Annotated in this window: 18 protein-coding genes; 9 read left to right on the plus strand and 9 right to left on the minus strand. The window is 58.4% G+C overall.

The genetic code is table 11. The features are described 5' to 3' along the window. Positions 1-240: 240 nt before the first annotated feature. From CMN55_RS06455 to CMN55_RS06485, 7 genes are all read left to right on the plus strand, one after another. Positions 241-1476, plus strand: coding sequence for an acyl-CoA dehydrogenase family protein (locus CMN55_RS06455; RefSeq protein WP_293948728.1), 1236 nt, complete (start codon positions 241-243; stop codon positions 1474-1476). Between the two features lie 953 nt (positions 1477-2429). Continuing rightward, the gene (locus CMN55_RS06460; RefSeq protein ID WP_293948729.1) at positions 2430-3572 is read left to right on the plus strand and encodes an ABC transporter substrate-binding protein; all 1143 of its coding nucleotides are present in this window, start codon (positions 2430-2432) and stop codon (positions 3570-3572) included. Positions 3573-3595: 23 nt separating this feature from the next. Continuing rightward, positions 3596-4465: a branched-chain amino acid ABC transporter permease gene (locus CMN55_RS06465; protein WP_293948730.1), complete on the plus strand. Its 870-nt coding sequence runs from the start codon at positions 3596-3598 to the stop codon at positions 4463-4465. Positions 4466-4478: 13 nt separating this feature from the next. Beyond that, positions 4479-5369 (plus strand): branched-chain amino acid ABC transporter permease, encoded by an 891-nt coding sequence (locus tag CMN55_RS06470; protein WP_293948731.1) that lies wholly within the window; start codon positions 4479-4481, stop codon positions 5367-5369. Further along, entirely contained in the window at positions 5369-6133 is a 765-nt protein-coding gene (locus CMN55_RS06475) for an ABC transporter ATP-binding protein (RefSeq protein ID WP_293948732.1), read from the plus strand. Before CMN55_RS06470 ends, CMN55_RS06475 begins: the two co-directional genes overlap by 1 nt. Then, the gene (locus tag CMN55_RS06480) at positions 6130-6846 is read left to right on the plus strand and encodes an ABC transporter ATP-binding protein (protein WP_293948733.1); all 717 of its coding nucleotides are present in this window, start codon (positions 6130-6132) and stop codon (positions 6844-6846) included. The genes CMN55_RS06475 and CMN55_RS06480 overlap by 4 nt, the downstream gene beginning before the upstream one ends. Continuing rightward, positions 6846-8456, plus strand: a complete 1611-nt coding sequence (locus tag CMN55_RS06485; RefSeq protein WP_293948734.1) for an AMP-binding protein — start codon at positions 6846-6848, stop codon at positions 8454-8456. The genes CMN55_RS06480 and CMN55_RS06485 overlap by 1 nt, the downstream gene beginning before the upstream one ends. Before the next feature lie 9 nt (positions 8457-8465). On the opposite strand, the gene CMN55_RS06490 is transcribed toward CMN55_RS06485, so the two are convergent. Then, positions 8466-9692, minus strand: a complete 1227-nt coding sequence (locus CMN55_RS06490) for a TIGR03862 family flavoprotein (protein ID WP_293948735.1) — start codon at positions 9690-9692, stop codon at positions 8466-8468. Positions 9693-9847: 155 nt separating this feature from the next. Then, positions 9848-10627: a DUF4394 domain-containing protein gene (locus CMN55_RS06495; RefSeq protein WP_293948736.1), complete on the minus strand. Its 780-nt coding sequence runs from the start codon at positions 10625-10627 to the stop codon at positions 9848-9850. A gap of 189 nt (positions 10628-10816) precedes the next feature. Between CMN55_RS06495 and CMN55_RS06500 the strand changes: the two genes are divergently transcribed. Together CMN55_RS06500 and CMN55_RS06505 are read left to right on the plus strand one after the other, a co-directional pair. Beyond that, positions 10817-11380, plus strand: coding sequence for a sigma-70 family RNA polymerase sigma factor (locus tag CMN55_RS06500; RefSeq protein WP_293948737.1), 564 nt, complete (start codon positions 10817-10819; stop codon positions 11378-11380). Continuing rightward, entirely contained in the window at positions 11377-12096 is a 720-nt protein-coding gene (locus CMN55_RS06505) for an anti-sigma factor (protein ID WP_293948738.1), read from the plus strand. Before CMN55_RS06500 ends, CMN55_RS06505 begins: the two co-directional genes overlap by 4 nt. 13 nt (positions 12097-12109) lie before the next feature. Here CMN55_RS06505 and CMN55_RS06510 read toward each other — a convergent pair whose 3' ends face one another. From CMN55_RS06510 to CMN55_RS06540, 7 genes are all read right to left on the minus strand, one after another. Beyond that, positions 12110-12823 carry an outer membrane protein gene (locus CMN55_RS06510; RefSeq protein ID WP_293948739.1) on the minus strand — a complete coding sequence of 238 codons (714 nt, stop codon included), beginning with the start codon at positions 12821-12823 and terminating at the stop codon, positions 12110-12112. A 193-nt stretch (positions 12824-13016) separates the two neighbouring features. Next, positions 13017-14183, minus strand: a complete 1167-nt coding sequence (locus tag CMN55_RS06515; RefSeq protein ID WP_293948740.1) for an ABC transporter substrate-binding protein — start codon at positions 14181-14183, stop codon at positions 13017-13019. Between the two features lie 65 nt (positions 14184-14248). Then, complete coding sequence (locus CMN55_RS06520) at positions 14249-15295, minus strand: branched-chain amino acid ABC transporter permease (protein WP_293948741.1); 1047 nt, start codon at positions 15293-15295, stop codon at positions 14249-14251. Further along, entirely contained in the window at positions 15295-16167 is an 873-nt protein-coding gene (locus CMN55_RS06525; RefSeq protein WP_293948742.1) for a branched-chain amino acid ABC transporter permease, read from the minus strand. The genes CMN55_RS06520 and CMN55_RS06525 overlap by 1 nt, the downstream gene beginning before the upstream one ends. Next, entirely contained in the window at positions 16167-18026 is a 1860-nt protein-coding gene (locus tag CMN55_RS06530; RefSeq protein ID WP_293948743.1) for an AMP-dependent synthetase/ligase, read from the minus strand. The genes CMN55_RS06525 and CMN55_RS06530 overlap by 1 nt, the downstream gene beginning before the upstream one ends. Beyond that, complete coding sequence (locus tag CMN55_RS06535) at positions 18026-18832, minus strand: ABC transporter ATP-binding protein (RefSeq protein WP_293948744.1); 807 nt, start codon at positions 18830-18832, stop codon at positions 18026-18028. The genes CMN55_RS06530 and CMN55_RS06535 overlap by 1 nt, the downstream gene beginning before the upstream one ends. Further along, positions 18829-19620: an ABC transporter ATP-binding protein gene (locus tag CMN55_RS06540; protein ID WP_366931983.1), complete on the minus strand. Its 792-nt coding sequence runs from the start codon at positions 19618-19620 to the stop codon at positions 18829-18831. The genes CMN55_RS06535 and CMN55_RS06540 overlap by 4 nt, the downstream gene beginning before the upstream one ends. Positions 19621-19763 lie beyond the last annotated feature (143 nt).

Raw genomic sequence — 19763 nt, forward strand, 5'->3', positions numbered from 1 at the left:
GATTGCCGAATTTCCGGTCATCATTCGTTTGACACATCTTAATCGTATATATTATATACATGATTGTTTTTCCAAACATCAAGTGAATTTCGTGGGATGAAGCAGGTTCATAAAACAAAATTGCCGGGTCTCATGCCGCCCTTCACCCCATAAACATCTGATTCCAGAATATTTTCCGGAATACCCTGACAAATGGACACAGCCGGGCGGGTCGGCGCATAAATCAAAAGGGAGAGATAAATGACGGCCATAGCCTATGAATATGATGCGGAAATAGAAGCCCTGCGCGATGGTCTTGGCGTCTTTATCCGCAATGTCGTCATCCCGCTGCATGTCAAGCATGCCGATGTTTTTGAGGATGAGCGGCGCAAATACCGCCCCGACGGCGGCTATAGCGATGAGCTGCTTGGCCTGATGCGCGAGGTGCGCATGAAATCCGCCGAGGCCGGATATTACACCATGTGCGTTCCCGAACATATGGGCGGCGCGGGGCTCGGGCATGTCGCCTATTTTGCGGCGTGGGAGAAGATTTTCCATAGCTGCGGCGCGAAATATTTTCTCACCAGCAGCATCGTCGCCCATTGGGCCCGGGGTCCGAGCGCGGTGCTGGAGCATCTGTCGCCGCGCCTCAAATCAGAAATCCTGCCCGGCATTCAATTGGGGGACAAGACGATCTGTTTTGCCCTGTCCGAGCCCGGGGCGGGCAGCGATGCCTCGCAGATTAAAACCAGCGCCCGCCGCGATACAGGCGGCTGGCGGATCAATGGCGAGAAAATCTGGGTCACCAACAGCCCCTATGCCGATTACGCCATTGTCTTCGCGGTGACCGATCCGGAGCTTGCGGCGGCGCGCAAGGGCGGCATCACCGGCTTTGTCGTTCCGACGGACACGGAAGGGTTCAAGGTGGAGCGGCTGATCAAGATGTTCGGCCAGACCCATACGGATGAGGCGCTGCTGCATTTCAACGATGTCTATGTGGCCGATGATCAGGTTCTGGGAGAGGTCGGCCAGGGCTTTAAAACGGCGATGCGGGGCTCCGGCCTTGGCCGTATCTATAATGTCGCGCGATGCGTCGGCATGGGGCGCTGGGCGCTGGAAATCGCCTTCGATTATATCAAGGTGCGCAAGACATTTGGCAAAACCCTGGCGGAGCGTCAGGGCGTGACCTTCCCCCTTGTCGAAAGCGCGACGCAAATTCACGCCGCCCATTTGATGAGCCTGAATGTGGCGCAGCTTCTCGATAAAGGCCAGTCGGCCGCCAAGGAGCTGGCCATGGTGAAGGCCTATTGCGGCGAAGTCGGCCCGCGGGCGCTGGACCGGGTGATCCAGTTCCATGGCGCCATGGGGTTCACCAATGAAATGCAGCTGTTCGAAGCCTATATTTCAATGCGCAAGATCGGCATGGCGGACGGCTCGGTTGAAATCATGCGCCATCTGGCCGCCAGAAAAATGCTCGAAGGCGATATGGATCTGTAACCATCGGGCGCGGGCCACTCCCGCCCCCGCTCCCCGGCGCTGCTCCCCGCCCGGGCGCCATGGCATCGCCCGGTGCATGATATTGTCCTGATGTTATATATATCACTAATGGTTGTATTTTGGCGATCCGTGCTGTATAATAATGGCCTAATTTAAAAAACAGCATTTCCACACAATTTCAGATATTTTTATGAGAGTTTCTTCAACGCGGCGGCATTTTGCGCCGTTTGCGGGGTATTTCACATTGTTTCTGCGGCATTTGCGCCGTTAATCGAGAGAATCCGGCGGCTGGATGTCGCCCACCTATATTTTTAACAAAACGATTATTTCTAACAAAACCACCGTTTTTCTAACAAAACCAATGTTGCCCTTTCCGCGCCCTCGCGCGGAGATCCGAAATCTCGTCGATCAACAGCGAAAGGAGGCGTTTAGCCGTGCGGCAGGGTTGCCGTCTATCCCGGCCATTTCCCGATGACGAGACCCCTTTGAACAGAGGAGGCATTTTCACCAGAAACATACATTTCGAAGAACAGCAGATCGACGCTTTGCGCGGTGACGTGATTTTTGTCCGCACGCCTCCGCTCCCTTTGTCATGCCCGGATGGAATCGCGTCCGCCGGGCGCGGAGTTAAATCGCGGGCCGGACCCGTCAGGCGAGGCTTTTGGAATAACGGGAGGGGGAATAAGGAAGGGGCGTTGCCATGGCAGGCGCGGGAAAAGGAGGCCGCAAGGGAAGCGGTTTATGCCATCCCGCCAGCGGATCAGGGGCGGGTTTCCCTTCGCCGGGGGCACTGTGGCGCTGCCGCCCGCATACACCAGAGACGATTTCGGTAAAATTTTATAGGCCGCCTCCCGGCGCAACTCTCAAGTTGACAGCGGGAGCAAAAGACACCATTCTGGGTGGAAGAAAAATCAATAAAATCAACAAAAATCAACAACAAACAGGGTGTCACAATGCAAAAGATGAAAAACCTATTTGCTGCCTTTTCGGTCCTCGCCTGTCTTGGACTGCTGGTGCCGGGGGCGGCGTCCGCCAAGGATCATACAATCGGCGCACTTTTCCCGTTGAGCGGGCCGAACGCGACCTATGGCGATGTGTTCATGTCCGGCTCCGATCTGGCCGTGGAGCATATCAATGCGGACAAGATGCTGAGCGGGCCGATGTCCATCGCCTATGAAGACAGCCAGGGCCTGCCGCAGCCGGCGGTCGTCGGGATGACAAAGCTGGTGAATGTGACGAATGTGCCTTATGTCCTGTCGGCCTTTACCGGCGTGTCGAAGGCGATTTCCACACTCGGCACCCGCAATGAGGTGGTTGCCGTGAATGGCGGCGGCGTCGGGCCGGATCTTGCCGCGCTCGGCGAATATTTCTGGAATGTCATTCCGCTGGTCAATCTCGAAGTCCGCGCCGTGATGCCCTATCTGGTGAAAGAGAAAGACATCAAGCGCGTCGTGCTGATCTATATTGATGACCCGTTCGGCAATTCCATCCTGGATGAGCTGAAAACCACGCTGAATGACGCGGGCGGCGAACTGGCGGAGGCCATGTCCGTACCGACGACCGCGCAGCAGTTTTCGGGGATCGCCGCCAAAGTGCGGGCGGCAAATCCGGATGCGGTCTATATCGCGAGCTATGGCGCGCAGCAGATCCAGATCGTCAAGCAGCTCCGCGACAATGGCGTCGATCAGCAGCTGATCACCTATTCCGGCTATCTGGTGCCGGACGCGCTCGCCCTGCCGGAAACGGAAGGCATCATTGCGACGGGACAGGGCGTGAATTACGAATCCGAAGACCCGATCACCAAGCGTTTCGTCACCGATTACAAGGCGAAATACAACCGCGACCCGACGGCCTATAACGTCAATTATTACAATGCCACGCTGCTGTATGCGATTCTCGCCCAGGCGTTGGAGGCCGAAGGCAAGGAAGTGACCGGCGCCAACCTGCTGGCGAAGCGCCAGGAGATGGAAAGCTTCAATCTTGTCGGCGGGACGGTTTCCTTCCAGAGCAACGGCACGCTGCTGTTCCCCATTCAGGTAAAGGTCGTCAAGAACGGCCAGCTTGAAGTTCTGGATACGATTGATTTCGGCAAGTAAACAAAAAACAGAATAGGTAGCAGATGCTCGCGTTACAGCTGACGATCACCGGTCTTCAGACCGGTGCTCTCTACGCGCTTACCGCCGTGGGGTTCTCGTTGATTTTCGGATCAACCCGGATTTTTCATTTTGCGCATGGGGCAACCTTCATCATTGCCGCATATCTTTTTTACTACATGAATGTATCCGGCTATGGCCTGATTGCGGGCATCGCCGCCGCCACGGCGGGGGCCATCGCCTTCGGGTTGCTGCTGAACCGCTTTGTCTATGTGCCGATCCAGCGTGACGAAGGCTCTTTCTTTACGGTCTTCGTCGCCTCCTTCGGCATTGGCATCGTGGTGCAGAATGTGGTCGGGATGATTTTCGGCCGCGGCTATGTGACGGTCAGCACGCCGCTGTCCTTCTCCGTCGAGATAATGGAGGGGCTGTATGTCGCCCCGATCGCCTGGATATCCATGCTCTGTGCGGCGGTTTTCTTCGGTATTCTGTGGGGCTTCCTGAAATACAGCCAGATGGGCAAGGCGCTCCGGGCGCTGGCTGATAATCCCGAACTGGTGCGGGTTTTCGGTCTGAACCCGCGCTTTATTGCGGCCTCTGCCTTTACCATCGGCTCCATTCTGGTGGTTCCGGCGGCGATTATCTCGGGGGCGACGTCGGGGCTGAACCCGGCCATGGGGCATCATGTCATGCTGATTTCGCTGGCGGCGACGATTGTCGGCGGCATCGGCAGTGTGCCGGGAACGCTGCTGGCGGGCCTGGCGCTCGGTCTCGCGGAAAGCCTGGCGCTGCTGTATGTGGATTCGCAATGGACCGAGGCGGTCACCTTCGCCATCCTGTTCCTGTTCATCATCATCCGTCCGTCCGGCCTGCTGGGCCGTTCCGCGGCGCATTGAGAAGGAGGGCGCTGTGGAAGCCTATCTGCTGAACCTGTTCATTCTCATTTCCATCTATTCGATCCTTGGGGTCACCCTCAATTTCATCATGGGCTATGCAGGCATTTATTCGCTGGCCCATGCGGTGTTCTTCGGCGTCGGCGCCTATGCGGGATCCTTCATGGCGATGCATTTCAATGCGTCGATCTTTGTGACCCTGCCGGTGGCCATGGTGGCGGGGGGGCTGCTGTCGCTCATCCTCGCCCTACCGGCGCTGCGGGTGCGGGGGGAGTATTTCGTTGCCGCCTCCCTCGGGTTGCAGGTGCTGGCCGTCACCATTTTTTCCGAATGGAAAGGGGTCACCGGCGGCATCGGCGGACTGATTGGCATCCCGCCGCTGGATATTGCCGGGTTTGAGATTTTCAAGCCCAGCCAGTTCATTTTCGTGACGGTGGTGGCGCTGGTGATCATCTTGTTCATCATCAACCGGCTTGTGCATTCCAGTTTCGGGCGCAGCCTGCGGGCCATCCGCGACAGTGAAAGCGCGGCGGCGGCCTTCGGCAAGAATGTGCCGCTCATCAAAACCATTTCGGTGGTCATCTCGTCCGCCCTCACGGCGGTGGCCGGGGTGCTGTACGCGAGCTATCTCAGCTTCATCAATGTGGAAAGCTTCATGCTGGATACCTCCGTCCTGATCATGGCGATGGTCATCATCGGCGGCACGGGAACGCAGGCGGGGCCCATTGTCGGCGCGGCGCTGCTGCTGATCCTGCCCAGCCTGATCAGCTATCTCGACTTCCTGCCGCAGACGGAAATCGGCTCCATCCAGCAGATCATCTATGGTCTCGGCATGGCGCTGCTGATGATTTACCGGCCGGGCGGCATCGTGGGCCGTAAGAAGCATTCCGAAACAGGAAAAGAATAATGGTTGCATCACACACGGGCACACAGGATGTCCTGATGGAAATCCGTAATGTTGACAAGGCGTTCGGCGGCGTCAAGGCCGTCGATGATGTGTCGATGGACCTTCGGGCCGGGATCATTACCACCCTTGTCGGGCCGAATGGCGCCGGAAAGACGACGCTGTTCAACGTCATCACCGGGGAGCTGGCGAAAGACAGCGGGTCCATCAAATGGCTCGGCAATCCGATCAACAGGATCAAGCCCTATCAGGCGGCGCGCGCGGGGATCCTCCGGACTTTTCAGGATTTGCGCCTGTTCAGTGAAATGTCGGTTGAGGATAATATCCTGACGGCGGTTGAGAATAATTCCCTCCCCCTTCCTGTGGGCAGGGCGCAGCGGACGGCACGTCTTGAACGGGTTGAATATGCCCTTGACCGCACGGGCCTTTCGTCCAAGCGCAAGATCCGGGCCAAGGATCTCGCCTATGCGGAGCGGAAATTCCTCTCCATGGCGCGCGTGATGGCGACGGAGGCGCGGCTCTGGCTGTTGGATGAACCGGCGTCGGGGCTCGACCCCAATTCCTACGAAAAATTTCTCGAAATCCTGCGCGAAGAGGTGAAACAGGGCGTCACCGTCTGCATTATCGAACATAACCTCGACATCGTGATCGGGATTTCCGACCGGATCGCCTTTCTCGACCGGGGCAAGCTGCTGGCGGATGACGAGCCGCAGAAGGTTCTCAATGATCCCGCGCTGAGAGCGATTTATTTTGGAGAGCGCACATGAGCAAATCTGTCGTTCTGGCCGCGCATAATATCACCGCCGGATATGGCGGGCATCCGGCCATAAATGATATCTCCGTCGAACTCCGGGAAGATGAGGTGCTGTGCCTGATCGGCCATAACGGGGCGGGCAAATCCACCCTGATGAAATGCCTGTTCGGGCTGCTCGCGTCGGAGGCGGGAAGCATCACCATTGACGGGGAGGAAACCACGAAGGAAACGGCGCGGCAGGTCGCGGACCGCGGCGTCGCCATGGTGCCGGAAGGGCGCGGGGTGTTTCCGAGCCTCAGCGTGCGGGATATCTTCTCCCTCGGCATGCATGCGGCGGGCATCCCGAAGAAAGAGCGGGCGGATCGCGTTGACTGGGTGCTGGATATCCTGCCGGCCATCAAGGAATTCATGAACCGGCCCGCGGGCACCCTGTCCGGCGGGCAGCAGCAGATGGTCTCCATCGGCCGGGCGCTGCTCAACCGGCCGCGCATTCTGCTGATGGATGAACCGTCCATCGGCCTCGCGCCCAAGCTGTTTCAGGATCTGCTGGCGCCGATCCGCGCGTTGCAGCAGCGCGAAAAACTCTCGATCCTGCTGGTCGAGCAGAATGTGCGGGAGGCATTGAAAATATCCGATCGCGCCGTTGTCATGAAATCCGGCTCCATGATCTGGGAGGGGATGCCGGAAGAGTTGCATGATAATGAACGGCTGATGGAGCTGTATTGATGGCGTTCACGGAGCTTACCTTCGACAGCGCCCTCGCGGACCGGATCGCGTGGGAAAAGGCGGGCGATGCCCGTCCCATTTTCGTGACGGAGGAGGGGGCGGAGATATCGCCGTCCGCCTTTGAGAAGATGGTCGCGGCAAATGCCGCCTGGCTGGCCTCCCGCGGGGTCGGGGACGGGGACCGGGTCGCGATCTGGCTGTCCAACAAAATCGAATGGATGACGCTGCTGTTCGCCTGCGCCCGCCTCGGCGCGATTGCCGCGGCGGTCAATACCCGATATCGCACGGCCGACCTGCACCATATCCTGAAATCAAGCGGCGCCCGGATGCTAATCTTCGAAGGGCGGAACGAATATACGGATTTCTATAAGCTGATCTCGGAGCTGGAGTTCACGGACCTGCCGGAGCTGCAAACGCTTGTCTGCCTTGATCATAAAGGCGCGGCGCTGCCGCCGATCCATGGGATGCCCATCGACAGCTTTGTGATGGACGACAGCCTGCCCGCCCCGACGGCGGCCGGCACGCCGGACAGCCCGATCCTGCTGTTCACCACCTCCGGCACCACCAGCGCGCCGAAGCTTGTGGTGCATATCCAGCGGGCGGTGGCTATCCACGCCAATAATTGCGCGACGGCGCTGGGCTTCGATAAAGCGGGCGCGCGGCTTCTGGCGGTGATGCCCTTTTGCGGGGTGTTCGGCTTAAGCCCGACGCTGGCCGCCATTGCGGGCGGCGCGCCGGTCTATCTCAATACCCGGTTTGACATTGATCTGTTGATTCGCACGGCAAAAGCCCATGCCATCACGCATCTGTTCGGCAGCGACGAGATGTATCAGCAGATTTGGCGCACGGACCGGAGCGCCCTTGACCATGCGCGGATATGCGGTTTTGCCTCCTTCACCCCGGGGATGGAGGAAAAGCTGCGCCAGATGGCGACGTCCGGCGTGCCGCTGGTCGGTTTGTACGGAGCCAGTGAACTGCACGCTATTCTGTCAACGCAGTCCCTGTCTTTGCCGATCGAGCAGCGGTTGCAGGGCGGCGGGGAGTTTGCGGGCGCAACGGAAATCCGGGTGCGGAATACGGAAACGGGCGCATTATGCGCCGTCAATGAAGTGGGCGTTCTGGAATTCCGCGCGCCGACGAATTTTATCGGTTACTTCCGCAATGCGGAGGCCACGAAAAAGGCCATTGATGACGAGGGATATTTCCACAGCAGCGATGTGGGCTTCCTGCGGGAGGATGGCAGTTTTGTCTATATGGCCCGCAACGGCGATTTCCTGCGTCTGTCCGGCTTCCTCACCGATCCGAAGGAAATCGAGGAGGTGATCGAGCGGGAGGCGGCGGTTGAAAAATGCCAGGTGGTCGGCATTGAACATGGCGGCAAGACGCGCCCTGTCGCCTTCGTCATCGCCGCGGAGGGGGCAAGCCCGCCGGACGGAGAGGAGATCATCCGCAATGCGGCGGCCGTGCTGGCCCATTACAAGGTGCCGCTCGCGGTGATTGCCCTTGACGCCTTTCCGACCACGGAAAGCGCCAACGGCCTGAAAATCCAGAAGACGAAACTGCGCGATCTGGCGATCCGCCATTGCCGGGAGAATTTGCCCGCAAGCTGACGGGGGAATTTATCGGATGCCGAGATACTGCGCGATGCCGTCCGCCGCGACGGCGCCGGTGGCGAAGCAGCCCTGCAACAGGTAGCCGCCTGTCGGCGCCTCCCAATTCAGCATTTCGCCCGCGACGAAATGCCCTGCCGTGCCCCTGATCATCAGATCGTCGGTGAGATTGGCGAATTTCACGCCACCGGCGGAGGAAATGGCGCGGGCGATGCCCTGCATGCCGGTGAGCGGGACGGGAAGCGCCTTGATGAGCCTGCCCAGCCGGTTGGCGTCATCGAAATCGGATTTATCGGCAAATTCATGCAAGAGCGCGATGTGCAGCGGCGACAGATTGAGCATCTTGCGCAGGAAATTGGCGCGGGACATTTTTCCGCGCGGGCGGGAAAGCTGACCAATTATGTCGTCTGCGGACGCGGCGGGCTTCAGATCCAGCGTCACGGCAACGGGGGCGGCGGTTGCCAGCGCCTCGCGCAGCGGCTTGCTGAGCGCATATATCGCCCCGCCCTCAAGCCCCGCCCGGGTTACGACCAGATCGCCGGGGATTGATCGCCGGTCAAAGGAAATCGCGATATTCTTGAGCGGGCTGCCTTCGAACTTACCGAGGAAGAAATCACTCCAACCCACAGTGAAGCCGCAATTGCTGGGGGCGAGGGGGGCGATGTCGAGACCGCGCGCGGCCAGCGGCGAAATCCATGCCGCGTCGGAGCCGAGATGGGCATAACTGCCACCGCCCATGGCGTAGAGAATGGCGTCCGCCGCAAATTCACTCTGGCTGTTGCCATCGGTGCGGAATATGAGGCGGTTGGTATCTGTGGTGCCGATCCATGAATGACGCAGGTGAAATTGCACCTGCCGCTGATCAAGAAGCCGGAGCCAGGCCCGCAGCAGCGGCGTTGCCTTCAGCCCCACGGGAAAGACCCGCCCGCTGGAGCCCTTGAAGGTCTCAATGCCGAGCGAGGTGGCCCAGCCGATCATATCGTCCGGTGAAAAGCGCTTCAGATATGTCGCAAAACGGGCGGAATTCTCCGCATATTTTTCGGCGAAGCCTGCGATATTTTCCGAATGGGTCAGGTTCAGCCCGCCGCGCCCCGCAATCAGGAATTTTCGGGCGACAGACGGCTTGTGATCAAACACATGAACAGCCAGACCGGCATGCGTGCTCAAGGTTTCGGCGGCCATCAACCCGGCCGGTCCGGCCCCGACAATGGCCACGGTTTTTCTGCGGTCTGTCACTGGCGCGCCCTGTCTGTGTGGTGTGTGCAGGAGTGTTATCGTGAAAGGGGCGGGCGATCAAGGCGGAATGATGCCGGGCATCCCCGGCGGCTAATTAATGCAGACAGGATAACAGGCGCGACCCGAAAGCCGCGCCTGTCGGTAGAGACCCGTCTTTACATCTTCGGCAGAACGGTAATATCGCGGATTTCCCCGGGGGCACCCGTGACCATGCCGGTGCTTGTCGCCTTGCCGGTTTCCAGATCCACGCTGTAGAGCGTATTCTGGTTGACGAGCCAGGCCATATTCTTCATGTCCTTCGTTGTCTGAACATCAAAGGCATAGGCGCCGGAGCCTTCAAAGCCGAACTTGCCGATGGCGGCCAGGGTGCCGTCGTTGGGCGATGTCTGACGGATCAGCGCGCCGATCGTGGCATCCACATCATACATGGCGGTCTTTTCCGGCTTGCCATAGCTGTTGATATAGGCGGCGGCAACGATTTCCGGCATTTCCCCCTTGTGCATATCGCCTTCCTGATAGGCGAGGCTGCCATCAACCGTGACGGCACCTGTATCGACATCAACGCGGTGGTTTGTCGTGCCGGTCATATAGCGGAGTTTATCCGCGGCCGGATTGAAATCGACGATGACGGCCTTGCCATCCATGGGCAGCGGCTTGTCCATCTTGGAAAGCTCGGTCGCGGCGCCGGATTTCATGTCGATGGTGACAACAACGTTATCCGGGGTGACGCCGATCAGGGTCCAGTTGGACGGGCGCACATCAATGCCGACCAGGCTGTCGACGCCGGTTACCTCCATGGTGGCGGAGACGGCAAGTGTGTCCGTATCGAACATCACCAGCGTCTTGTCGCCCACCAGCCCGACCGCGGGCGCGGCGGCGGCGGCGGAAATTGAAGCGGCGAGAGCGGCGGACGTTGCAATTGTCATACGTAACATGTGAGAACCTTTCTATCGTTCAGTTGTTATCATGAAGAGCGACACATTCGGGCGGCTCTGATGGGAAGACACGGCAGGGACGGATTTGGATGCAAAAAAAATAAAAATTTATTTTTTCTTGAAATTTTAGGACCATTTAAGGGCATACTGATGTTGAACTGAATAAGCTCTCCAACCCGGGATAATGATGTGACCGACGCCGCCAGTTCTGAAATCTGCTCCGTTGAGGAGGCTGTCGGCATGTGCGCGGCAGGCGATAAACGCGGCATTGACAGGCTCCTCGGTGAGGAAGGCGGGCGCCTGCTCGGCGTTGCCATGCGCATGCTGACGCGCCGGGACCTGGCGGAAGAGGCCGTGCAGGACACAATGGTGCAGGTGTGGCGCAAGGCGGCGCAATACCGGGCCGATACCGGCTCGGCCAAAGGGTGGCTCTATGCCATCTTGCGCAACCGGTGCCGCAATATTCTGCGCGATGAGGCCCGCCTGATGACCTTGTCCCCGGATGAATTGACGGCCGTGCAGGATGCCCGGCAGGAGAGTGTGCCGCTGGAAGGCTGGGAAATGCTGTCCGGGCCGACGAAGCTGAAGGATTGTCTGGCCCTGCTGGATGCCTCCGGACGGGAGGCGATATTGCTGGCGCATGTCGCTGGCTTCACCCATGGCGAAATATCGGCGCGGCTGAAAGTGCCGCTCGGGACGGTGAAATCCTGGGTCCGGCGCAGCCTTGTGTCCTTGCGGGGGTGCCTGTCATGAACATGGACAAAGACAATCTCGCCCGCCTCGCCGATGAATATGTGCTCGGCCTGCTGGAACCGCTGGAGGCAGAAGCGGTTGAAACCGAGATGCAGACGAATATCGAGCTGGCAAAGGCGGTCGGACACGCGCGGGATCGCTTCCTGCCGCTCGATATGACCGCCCCGGAGGCGGTGCTGCGGGACGGTTTTGCAGAGACGGTGAAGCAGTCCCTCGACGCCGATCCTGGTCCGGAGACCCGCGCGCCGAAAGTGGTGCCCATGACAACGCGCGGGAAAAAATCCTCCTGGCTGTCGCGGCAGGTGTTCTGGCCAGCGGCGGCCGCGGCGGCAATCGGCATCATCATCGGCAGCTATCTGCCGTTCAACAAGCCCGATCCGGTCGTGGTGGCCGTGCTGCTGGATGCGAACGGCGTCGCCCAGGCAATTGTCGAGGATTACGGAAACTCAACGGCGCAAATCAGGTTCGTCTCGGATGTTGACGTCCCGGCCGACAAGACATTGCAGCTCTGGACCCTGCCGTCGCCGGAAACGGGGCCGGTCTCGCTCGGTATTCTGCCGGGGGTCAGGCCTGCGGTCGTGGACGGGCCGGATCTGCCGCAGCCGAAGCCGCAGCAGCTTTACGAGGTGACGCTGGAACCGCTTGGCGGCTCTCCCACCGGCAAGCCGACCGGTCCCATCCTTGGCAAGGGACTGGCGGTATTGCAGAAGAGCTGAGCGGCGTTCCCGATCAGAAACCGATGGTGAGGGAAACGCCGAGGCTGGCGCGCCAGACATCCTCGATTTCATAGGGATTGATAGAGGTCACGCCAAGGTTTCCGCTTCTTGTATTGCCGGTTTTAAAGTCCCCGGAATAGGCAAACAGGGCGTCCAGCCCCAAAGCGATATTGTCGCGGGCATGATAGCGGAGCCCGGCGCCAATCTGCGCAACGGGGCTGATTTTTGTCTCGTCCTGCACATCGGAAATAAAAACTCCCGATGGATTATCGGTTTCGGTGATACCTGACAAGCTGTTGAACGTCAGCCCGAGCCCCAGCGTGCCCCGGACGGCGAGCCTATTCGACAGCGGATGGTCATAGGCGATGTTGCCCATCACCACATTGCTGATGGCAGTTCCCTCATATTTCGAGGAACCGCCAAACAGCGGGAAATCCGCTGTCCAGCTTATGTCGCCCCGGATATGCTGATAGCTGAGAGAAGTTGATACGGCCGGGGTGAACCGGTAGCCGACATGACCGCCCGCGCCGATTGTGTTGCCGAAATCGACATCATGGGCAACGCCGCCCCCGGCAACGGGCGCGCCGCCATTGGTGGTATCGGATGATCCCCCCGCCACGCCGCCGAGCACATCCAGACCGGCAAAAAAGCCCGTCTCATCCGCCAGCACCGCCGCCGGAGAGGTCACTAAAAACATAAAAACCGAAAGGGACAGAAACCGTTTCATCACAACACCTGATCGTATGATCTGTGATAAGCCTCCCATTTTAATGTTAATGAGCCCTTAAAAACCGTAAAAAATCACCCTCCATGAGGAGGGCAGATCCCGTTACGCAGATCAAGTATCAAGTTTCCGGATTGTCGCGCCGGTCTCCATCCGCAGAGGCGGCGGACGGAGACCGGCGCACGGATGTTGTGTATCAGAAGTCTGTCAGGGGGACAAATTTCTTGTTGGCGACATCGCTCATGATCATGCGCACTTGCTGGTTCGTGAAGCGGACGCCCTTTCCAAAGGAAACCGGCCCCATCAGACCGCCGGTATCAAAGTCCTTGATCTCCTCCATCTTGGCAATAAAGCACTCGCGGGTAAGATCATCGCCGCAGTTTCGGATCGCCTCGAAAGTCAGCTGCATGCCGACATAGGAGCTGACTGAGTATCTGTTGAGCTTTTCAATCTGCTCGGCGCTCAGGTATTTTTTGGCCTTTTCAACGAAGGCCTGACCGGCGGGTTCATCCAGGGTGGCGACATAATCCACCGTGATCAGACCTTGACCCGCTTCGCCCACAAGATCCTGGACAATGGGCAGCCGCCCTGTCCATAAAGTGCCCGCATAAATATCAAGGCCAAGCTTATGTGCCTCCTTGGCCATGGCGACCACTTCAGAGATGATCCCGCCGTTCAGCATGGCCGTCGCCCCGGCCTCTTTCACCCGCAGCATCTCAGCCGAGAAATCCTTCTGGCCCCGCTTGTATTTAAGCTGGACAACCGTTTCCAGACCCATCTCTTCGGCGACGGCATCATAGCCTGTCCGAAGCTCCGTGCCATATTCGTCGTCCTGCGTGACGGTTGCCCATTTTGCGCCCTTCTTCTGGGTTGCCATATAGCGGATCATCTCCCGGACGCCGTTCGTATAGCTTTGCCCGACGACAAAGACGTTATGGCGTGGCGGGGTATATTGGGCGGTCGCGGGCGCATGGGCGTTGACGAGGGGAATATTATCCTCTCCCAGAACCTCCATGACGGCAAGGGTATGGGATGTGCCCGAGCTGTTGGTGAAGGCAAAGACATTATCGACATTGATCAGCTTGATCGCCGCCTGCACGGATCTTGATGGAACATAGCCATCATCTTCGCGGATAACGGCAATTTTCCGGCCGTTGATGCCGCCCGCCGCGTTGACTTCCTCGACGGCGATGACGGAGCCGAGCATCTCAGCAATCCCGATCAAGCTTGGCGGCCCGGTCAGGGGAACCACCTCCCCCAGGGTTATCGTGTCATCCGTCACGCCCGGTGTATCGGCCCAGCTATTGGGTGCGGTCAAGAGTGCGCTTGCCGCGGCAAGGGCAATAAGCAGCTTTTTCCTCATCTCAAATCTCCCTGTTGTTAACCTGTTTGCGGCCCCCACATTCGGTGCCCCGGGGTATCCGCGCATCAATGGGAAAGCGGCCAGTTAAGCCAATACCGTTTGATATCACGCCACTTCCCTACTATTCCGTCGGGTTCGTAACGGAGGAACACAACAATCACCAGGCCATAGATGACCCCTTTAATCTCCAGCGCGTTCGTGGACAGCAAATTCTTGAGCGTGCCGCCCAGGACATCGAACATGATCCGGGCAATCTCCGGCAGGGCGACCATGAAGGCGGTGCCGAGCAGCGATCCGGCGATGGTGCCGAGCCCGCCGACGATAATCATGGAGATGGATTCGATGCTCAGCAGAAAGTCGAAATTATCGACATTGATGAAGCGGACCCGGTAGGAAAACAGAGCCCCCGCGACGCCGATATAAAAAGAACTCAGCATGAACGCGAGAAGCTTGTAGCGCACCAGATCCACGCCCATGGCCTTCGCCGCAATGTCATGCTGGCGAATGGCGTTGAAGGCCCGCCCGATCCGGCTGCGCATGATGTTGATTGTGGCGAGGGTGAACAGGGCGGCAAAGCCCAGCATCAGATAATAGAGCGATATTTCCGATTTGAAGGTATAGCCAAAAATGGCGGCGCGGCTGACAAGGATCCCGGCGGAACCATGGGTCAGCCATTCCATCTCCAGAATCACCTGGTTTATGATGACCGAGAAAGCCAGCGTGGTAATGGCGAGATAAAGCCCCTTGAGGCGCAGCGACGGGATGCCGACCAGCAGGCTGACGGCGGCGGCCATCAAGCCGGAACATATGATTGCCCCGAGGGTCGGCCAGCCGTAATCCGAGACAAGAATGGCATTCGTATAGGCCCCGACGGCAAGAAATCCGGAGAAGCCGAGAGAAATCAACCCGGCGTTTCCGGTCAGCATATTCAGCCCCAGGACGCCAATCGCCATGATGCAGATCATCACGCCGAAAGAGAGAACATATGTATTGACCATGAACGGAAAGGCAATCAATGCCATGATCAGGACCAGTGTGGCGAACATCACCAGACGCGAATCCGTCATCGCCAGAAGCTGGCTGTATGTCTCTTTGTAATTACCGCTGCGCATCAGACTCTTTCTATTTCTGGTTCGCCAAACAAGCCGTAGGGTCGCACCATCAGAACCAGAATGATGACGACAAATCCGGAAACGCTTTTCAGGCCGGTGCTCAGATATCCGCCCGTCAGATTTTCCACGACGCCGATAATCAGCCCGCCAAATCCCGAGCCCAGAACCGAATCCAACCCACCCAGGATTGCGGCGGGAAACGCATTGAGACCCATGGCGGAAATTGTCGGATCGAGATCATAAATGCTGGCGAACAGGACCCCGGCGATCCCGGCGATGATGGAGGACAAAGCCCATGCCACGGCATACACATGCTTGATGCGGATGCCCATCAGCAGCGCGACCGTTTCCTTGTTGGCGACGGCGCGCATGGCGATGCCGATACGCGAATACCGGAAGAAACTCCAGAAGGCGGCCATCAGCACAAGATAGGTGATGAACGCGACGATCTGCGAGGGGTAGAGACGGATGCCGCTTATCTCGATGACCTGCTCGGACAGGCTGGTGACAAATTCATGGGGAAAGGCATCCCACAGCAGCACGACGAGCGAGCGGATAAAGACGGCGAGGCCAATGGTCACCATGACGGTTGCGAAGACCGGCTCGCCAATCATCGGCCGGATGAACAGGAACTCTACGATCAGGCCGACAATCATGCCGATCATGATCGTCGCCGGGATCAGCAGCCAGAACGGCATGTCGATCAGCGTGGTCAGCGTGTAGGCGATATAGGCGACGAGCATCAACACTTCGCCCTGTGCGAAATTGACGACGCCGGTGGCCTTGTAAATCATGGCAAAGCCCATGGCGATAATACCGTAGAGCGCGCCCACCATGAGCCCGGAGATGACAAGATCCAGGAAATAATCCATCAGGTCCCCTTCCCGTAAATTGATAAAATTTCCTCGGAGAATTTCTTTTCAATGGTGCTGCGCCGGACTTTCTGCGTCGCGGTCAGCTCGCCGTCGTCATGGTCGAGTTCCTTTTTCAGAATGCGAAATTCCCGGACATTCTCGACCCGGGCAAACAGGGCGTTGACCCGTTTCACCTCGACCGCAACCAGATCACGCACCTCCTGCAGGGCGGCGAGGGAGGTGTAGGTGGTATAGGCGAGATGCTGGCCCTGCGCCCATTTGCCGACGGTTTCATAATCAATCTGGATGAGAGCCGAGAGGAAATGCCGCCCGTCGCCGATGATAATGGCTTCGCGGATATACAGGCTGTCCTTCAGGGCATTTTCTATTTCCGAGGGGGCGATATTCTTGCCCCCGCTGGTGATGATGATGGCTTTCTTGCGGTCCACCACCATCAGCTCCCCGCCGGGGTGATACTCAACCACATCGCCGGTGTGAAGCCAGCCATCGGTGATTGTTTTCGCCGTTGCCTCGGGATCATCCAGATAGCCCTTGAAGACGCCCCTGGATTTGAGAAGGAGCTCACCATCTGCCTCGATACGGCTGTCAACGCCGGGGTGCGGCACGCCGACGCAGCCGATTTCACAGCTTCCCGGTTTTTGCATGAAGGCGACGCCGCCCACTTCGGTCATGCCATAAACCTGAAAGACCGGCAGTCCCAGAACATCAAAAAAGCGGAGGGTTTCGGGCGAGACCGAGGCGCCGCCGCAAAATCTCTGGCGTGTCCGGTTCAACCCGAGAAAGCGCTGCAAGCTTCGGAACATGACAAGCCACAAGAGGAAGAACAGTGCCCTGTCCGCAAGGCCGGTCTTGCCGTCATTTTTACTCCGCCGCGCACTAATTCCGTAACCAAGCCGCAGGCAGATTTCAAACAAGCGTTGCTGAAACGGGGTGGCGTCCCGAATGCCGATCAGGATGTTCTGCTGCAGCTTTTCCCAAATGCGGGGCACCCCCAGCATGACGGTCGGCGCGATTTCCCGCAGATTGATCGCAATGGTATCGACGGATTCGGCGAAATTAACCTCCCCGCCGGTAATCAGATGCATCGCCATTGAATAGATGCGCTCCGCCACATGGCAAAGTGGCAGATAGCAGACGACGGTGAAGTTTTTCGCGTCCATGCCAAATTCGCGGCAGATTTCATGGGAGGGGTCGATCAGGTTGCGGTGCGACAGCATCGCGCCCTTCGGCGGGCCGGTCGTGCCCGATGTGTACACCAGCATGCAGACCTGGTCCGGATCGCCCTCATCAACTGTTCGCTCGAAGGTTTCAAGGGCGCCGGGATTTTCGAGAATATGCTGCTCTCCCGTTGCAACGACATCGGCAAAGGAAATCAGCCGGTCATTGCGATAGTGGCGCATGCCCTTCATATCGACGCAGATGATCCATTCAAGATGGGGCAGCCCGTCGCCGTCATTCAGGGCATCCTGCACCTTGTCGAATTGTTCCTGATCGCCGCAGACGATAAAGCGGCAGCGGGAATGGGCAACGATATATTTCAGCTCCGGCCAGGGGTTTGTCGGGTAAATGCCCACGACTTCCCCCTTGATCGACTGGGCGCCAAGGTCGCTGTACATCCATTCGGGCGTATCCTCGCTGGCAATGGCCAGCCGGTCGCCTTCCGTGAAGCCGAGCGCCTGAAGGCCCAGCGCGAAGGCGCGAACGGTGTTGTAATAATGCGCCCAGCTATAGCGGTTCCAGATACCGATATCCTTCTCCCGCAGGGCGAGCTTGTCCGGCGTTGTTTGCGCCCAATATCGCAGCAACCGCGGAAATGTGGTGTTTCCTTCTGTGACCAGATCAATTTCCCGTACCATCAGGAGGGCCTCGTTTCGCGGGGTTCGGGATCCGAGCCTTTATCCGCCGCGCCGAGATAGGCGCTGATGACGGCCGGATCATTGGAAATTTCTGCGGGGGTTCCCTCGGCAATTTTTTCACCGAAATTCAGAACGCAGATGCGATCTGAAATATCCATGACAATGCCCATGTCATGCTCAACCATCAGAATTGAGATGTTGAGCTGTTCCTTGATATCGAGGATGAAGCGGGCGATATCCTCCGTCTCTTCGCTGTTCATTCCCGACACCATTTCGTCGAGCAGCAGCAGTTTCGGCTCTATCGCGAGGGCGCGGCCAAGCTCGACCCGCTTTTGCAGGCCGTAAGAGAGGGTTCCCACCTTTTGATCGCGGATTTCCTCGATCTCCAGAAAGTCGATAATCTCTTCGACCTTGCGCCTGTGCCGCAATTCCTCGCGCCGCGCCGGGCCGAGGAAGAAAGCGCCCGTGAAAACATTGGTGCGCATATGGCAGTGCCGCCCGACCATCAGGTTCTGCACGACCGTTGCATCCTTGAACACCGCCAGATTCTGAAATGTCCGGCCGATGCCGAGTTTTGCGAGGCGGTGCGTCCGTAATCGGTTGACAGGCTGGCCGGCAAAGAAAATCTGTCCTTCGCTCGGCGGGAAAAGACCGCTTATCAGGTTGAAAAGCGTTGTTTTTCCGGCGCCGTTTGGGCCAATGACGCTGTAGATTTCATTATGCCCGACGGTGAGGCTGACGTTCGACACGGCGCGCACGCCGCCAAAGCTTCGGGATAGCCCGTGAATTTCAAGCAGGTTGCTCATGACAGCCACCGCTTGCGACGCTTGTAATGTTTGACATCGCGCATGTTCTTGCGGGCGCCGGCGTCGGAAAAACCGAGATAGAATTCGCAGATATCGTCATTCCGTAACAGCCGTTCCGGCGTGTCATCGAGCACCACACGACCGTTTTCCATGATGTATCCGTAATCGGCGACAGAAAGAGCCAGCTGCGCATTCTGTTCGACAAGCAGCACGGTGGTGCCCTCCTCCCGGACCAGGGCGCTGATTGTCGAAAAAATCTCTTCGATTATCTGCGGTGCAAGCCCGAGGGTTGGCTCGTCCAGCATCAAAAGCTTCGGTTTGGACATCAGGGCGCGACCGAGCGCCACCATTTGCTGCTCCCCTCCCGACAGGTATCCGGAGACGCTATGCCGTCGGCCCGTCAGAGCGGGAAACATGTCGTATATGCGCTCCAGCGCCTCGGCGGCGTTCCGCTGGGTTGTCGTGTAACCGCCCATGATCAGATTTTCTTCTACCGTCAAGGTATCGAAAAGCTGCCGCCCTTCCGGCACCAGCACAATGCCGGAACGGACAATCTCATCGGGCTCCATCGCGGCGATATTCTTCCCGTCGAACTCGATTGTTCCGCCCTCAACGGTTCCGTCCTCGGGGAAAAGGATTCCGGAAATCGCCTTCAGCACGGTGGTTTTTCCGGCGCCATTCGCCCCCAGTAAGGCGACCAGACTGCCTTTTTTCACCGACAGTGATACATCCCGCACGGCTTCGATTGCCTTGTCGTAGAAAATCTGGACATTTGTCAGCTCCAGCAAGGCGGAAGACGTTGCCGTCATCCCCTCGGCGGTCGTTGAAGCCGGATCTGTCTCTCTTCCGCGGGGCGGTGCGCCGGACATGCTGTCAACCCTTCCTTCTATGGTTATCGAGAACCAGGCCGTGAAAAAATCTCGCAAATCTG

It is taken from the genome of Sneathiella sp. (genome assembly GCF_002694385.1).
In the GTDB taxonomy this organism is placed as follows: Bacteria; Pseudomonadota; Alphaproteobacteria; order Sneathiellales; family Sneathiellaceae; genus Sneathiella.

Excerpts from the sequence above, each read along its gene's own strand:
- CMN55_RS06535 (WP_293948744.1), bottom strand. The coding sequence starts at position 18,832 with ATGAGCAACCTGCTTGAAATTCACGGGCTATCCCGAAGCTTTGGCGGC.
- CMN55_RS06505 (WP_293948738.1), top strand. The coding sequence starts at position 11,377 with ATGAACATGGACAAAGACAATCTCGCCCGCCTCGCCGATGAATATGTG.
- CMN55_RS06520 (WP_293948741.1), bottom strand. The coding sequence starts at position 15,295 with ATGCGCAGCGGTAATTACAAAGAGACATACAGCCAGCTTCTGGCGATG.
- CMN55_RS06515 (WP_293948740.1), bottom strand. The coding sequence starts at position 14,183 with ATGAGGAAAAAGCTGCTTATTGCCCTTGCCGCGGCAAGCGCACTCTTG.
- CMN55_RS06495 (WP_293948736.1), bottom strand. The coding sequence starts at position 10,627 with ATGTTACGTATGACAATTGCAACGTCCGCCGCTCTCGCCGCTTCAATT.
- CMN55_RS06475 (WP_293948732.1), top strand. The coding sequence starts at position 5,369 with ATGGTTGCATCACACACGGGCACACAGGATGTCCTGATGGAAATCCGT.
- CMN55_RS06455 (WP_293948728.1), top strand. The coding sequence starts at position 241 with ATGACGGCCATAGCCTATGAATATGATGCGGAAATAGAAGCCCTGCGC.
- CMN55_RS06460 (WP_293948729.1), top strand. The coding sequence starts at position 2,430 with ATGCAAAAGATGAAAAACCTATTTGCTGCCTTTTCGGTCCTCGCCTGT.
- CMN55_RS06510 (WP_293948739.1), bottom strand. The coding sequence starts at position 12,823 with ATGAAACGGTTTCTGTCCCTTTCGGTTTTTATGTTTTTAGTGACCTCT.
- CMN55_RS06480 (WP_293948733.1), top strand. The coding sequence starts at position 6,130 with ATGAGCAAATCTGTCGTTCTGGCCGCGCATAATATCACCGCCGGATAT.
- CMN55_RS06525 (WP_293948742.1), bottom strand. The coding sequence starts at position 16,167 with ATGGATTATTTCCTGGATCTTGTCATCTCCGGGCTCATGGTGGGCGCG.
- CMN55_RS06530 (WP_293948743.1), bottom strand. The coding sequence starts at position 18,026 with ATGGTACGGGAAATTGATCTGGTCACAGAAGGAAACACCACATTTCCG.
- CMN55_RS06485 (WP_293948734.1), top strand. The coding sequence starts at position 6,846 with ATGGCGTTCACGGAGCTTACCTTCGACAGCGCCCTCGCGGACCGGATC.
- CMN55_RS06465 (WP_293948730.1), top strand. The coding sequence starts at position 3,596 with ATGCTCGCGTTACAGCTGACGATCACCGGTCTTCAGACCGGTGCTCTC.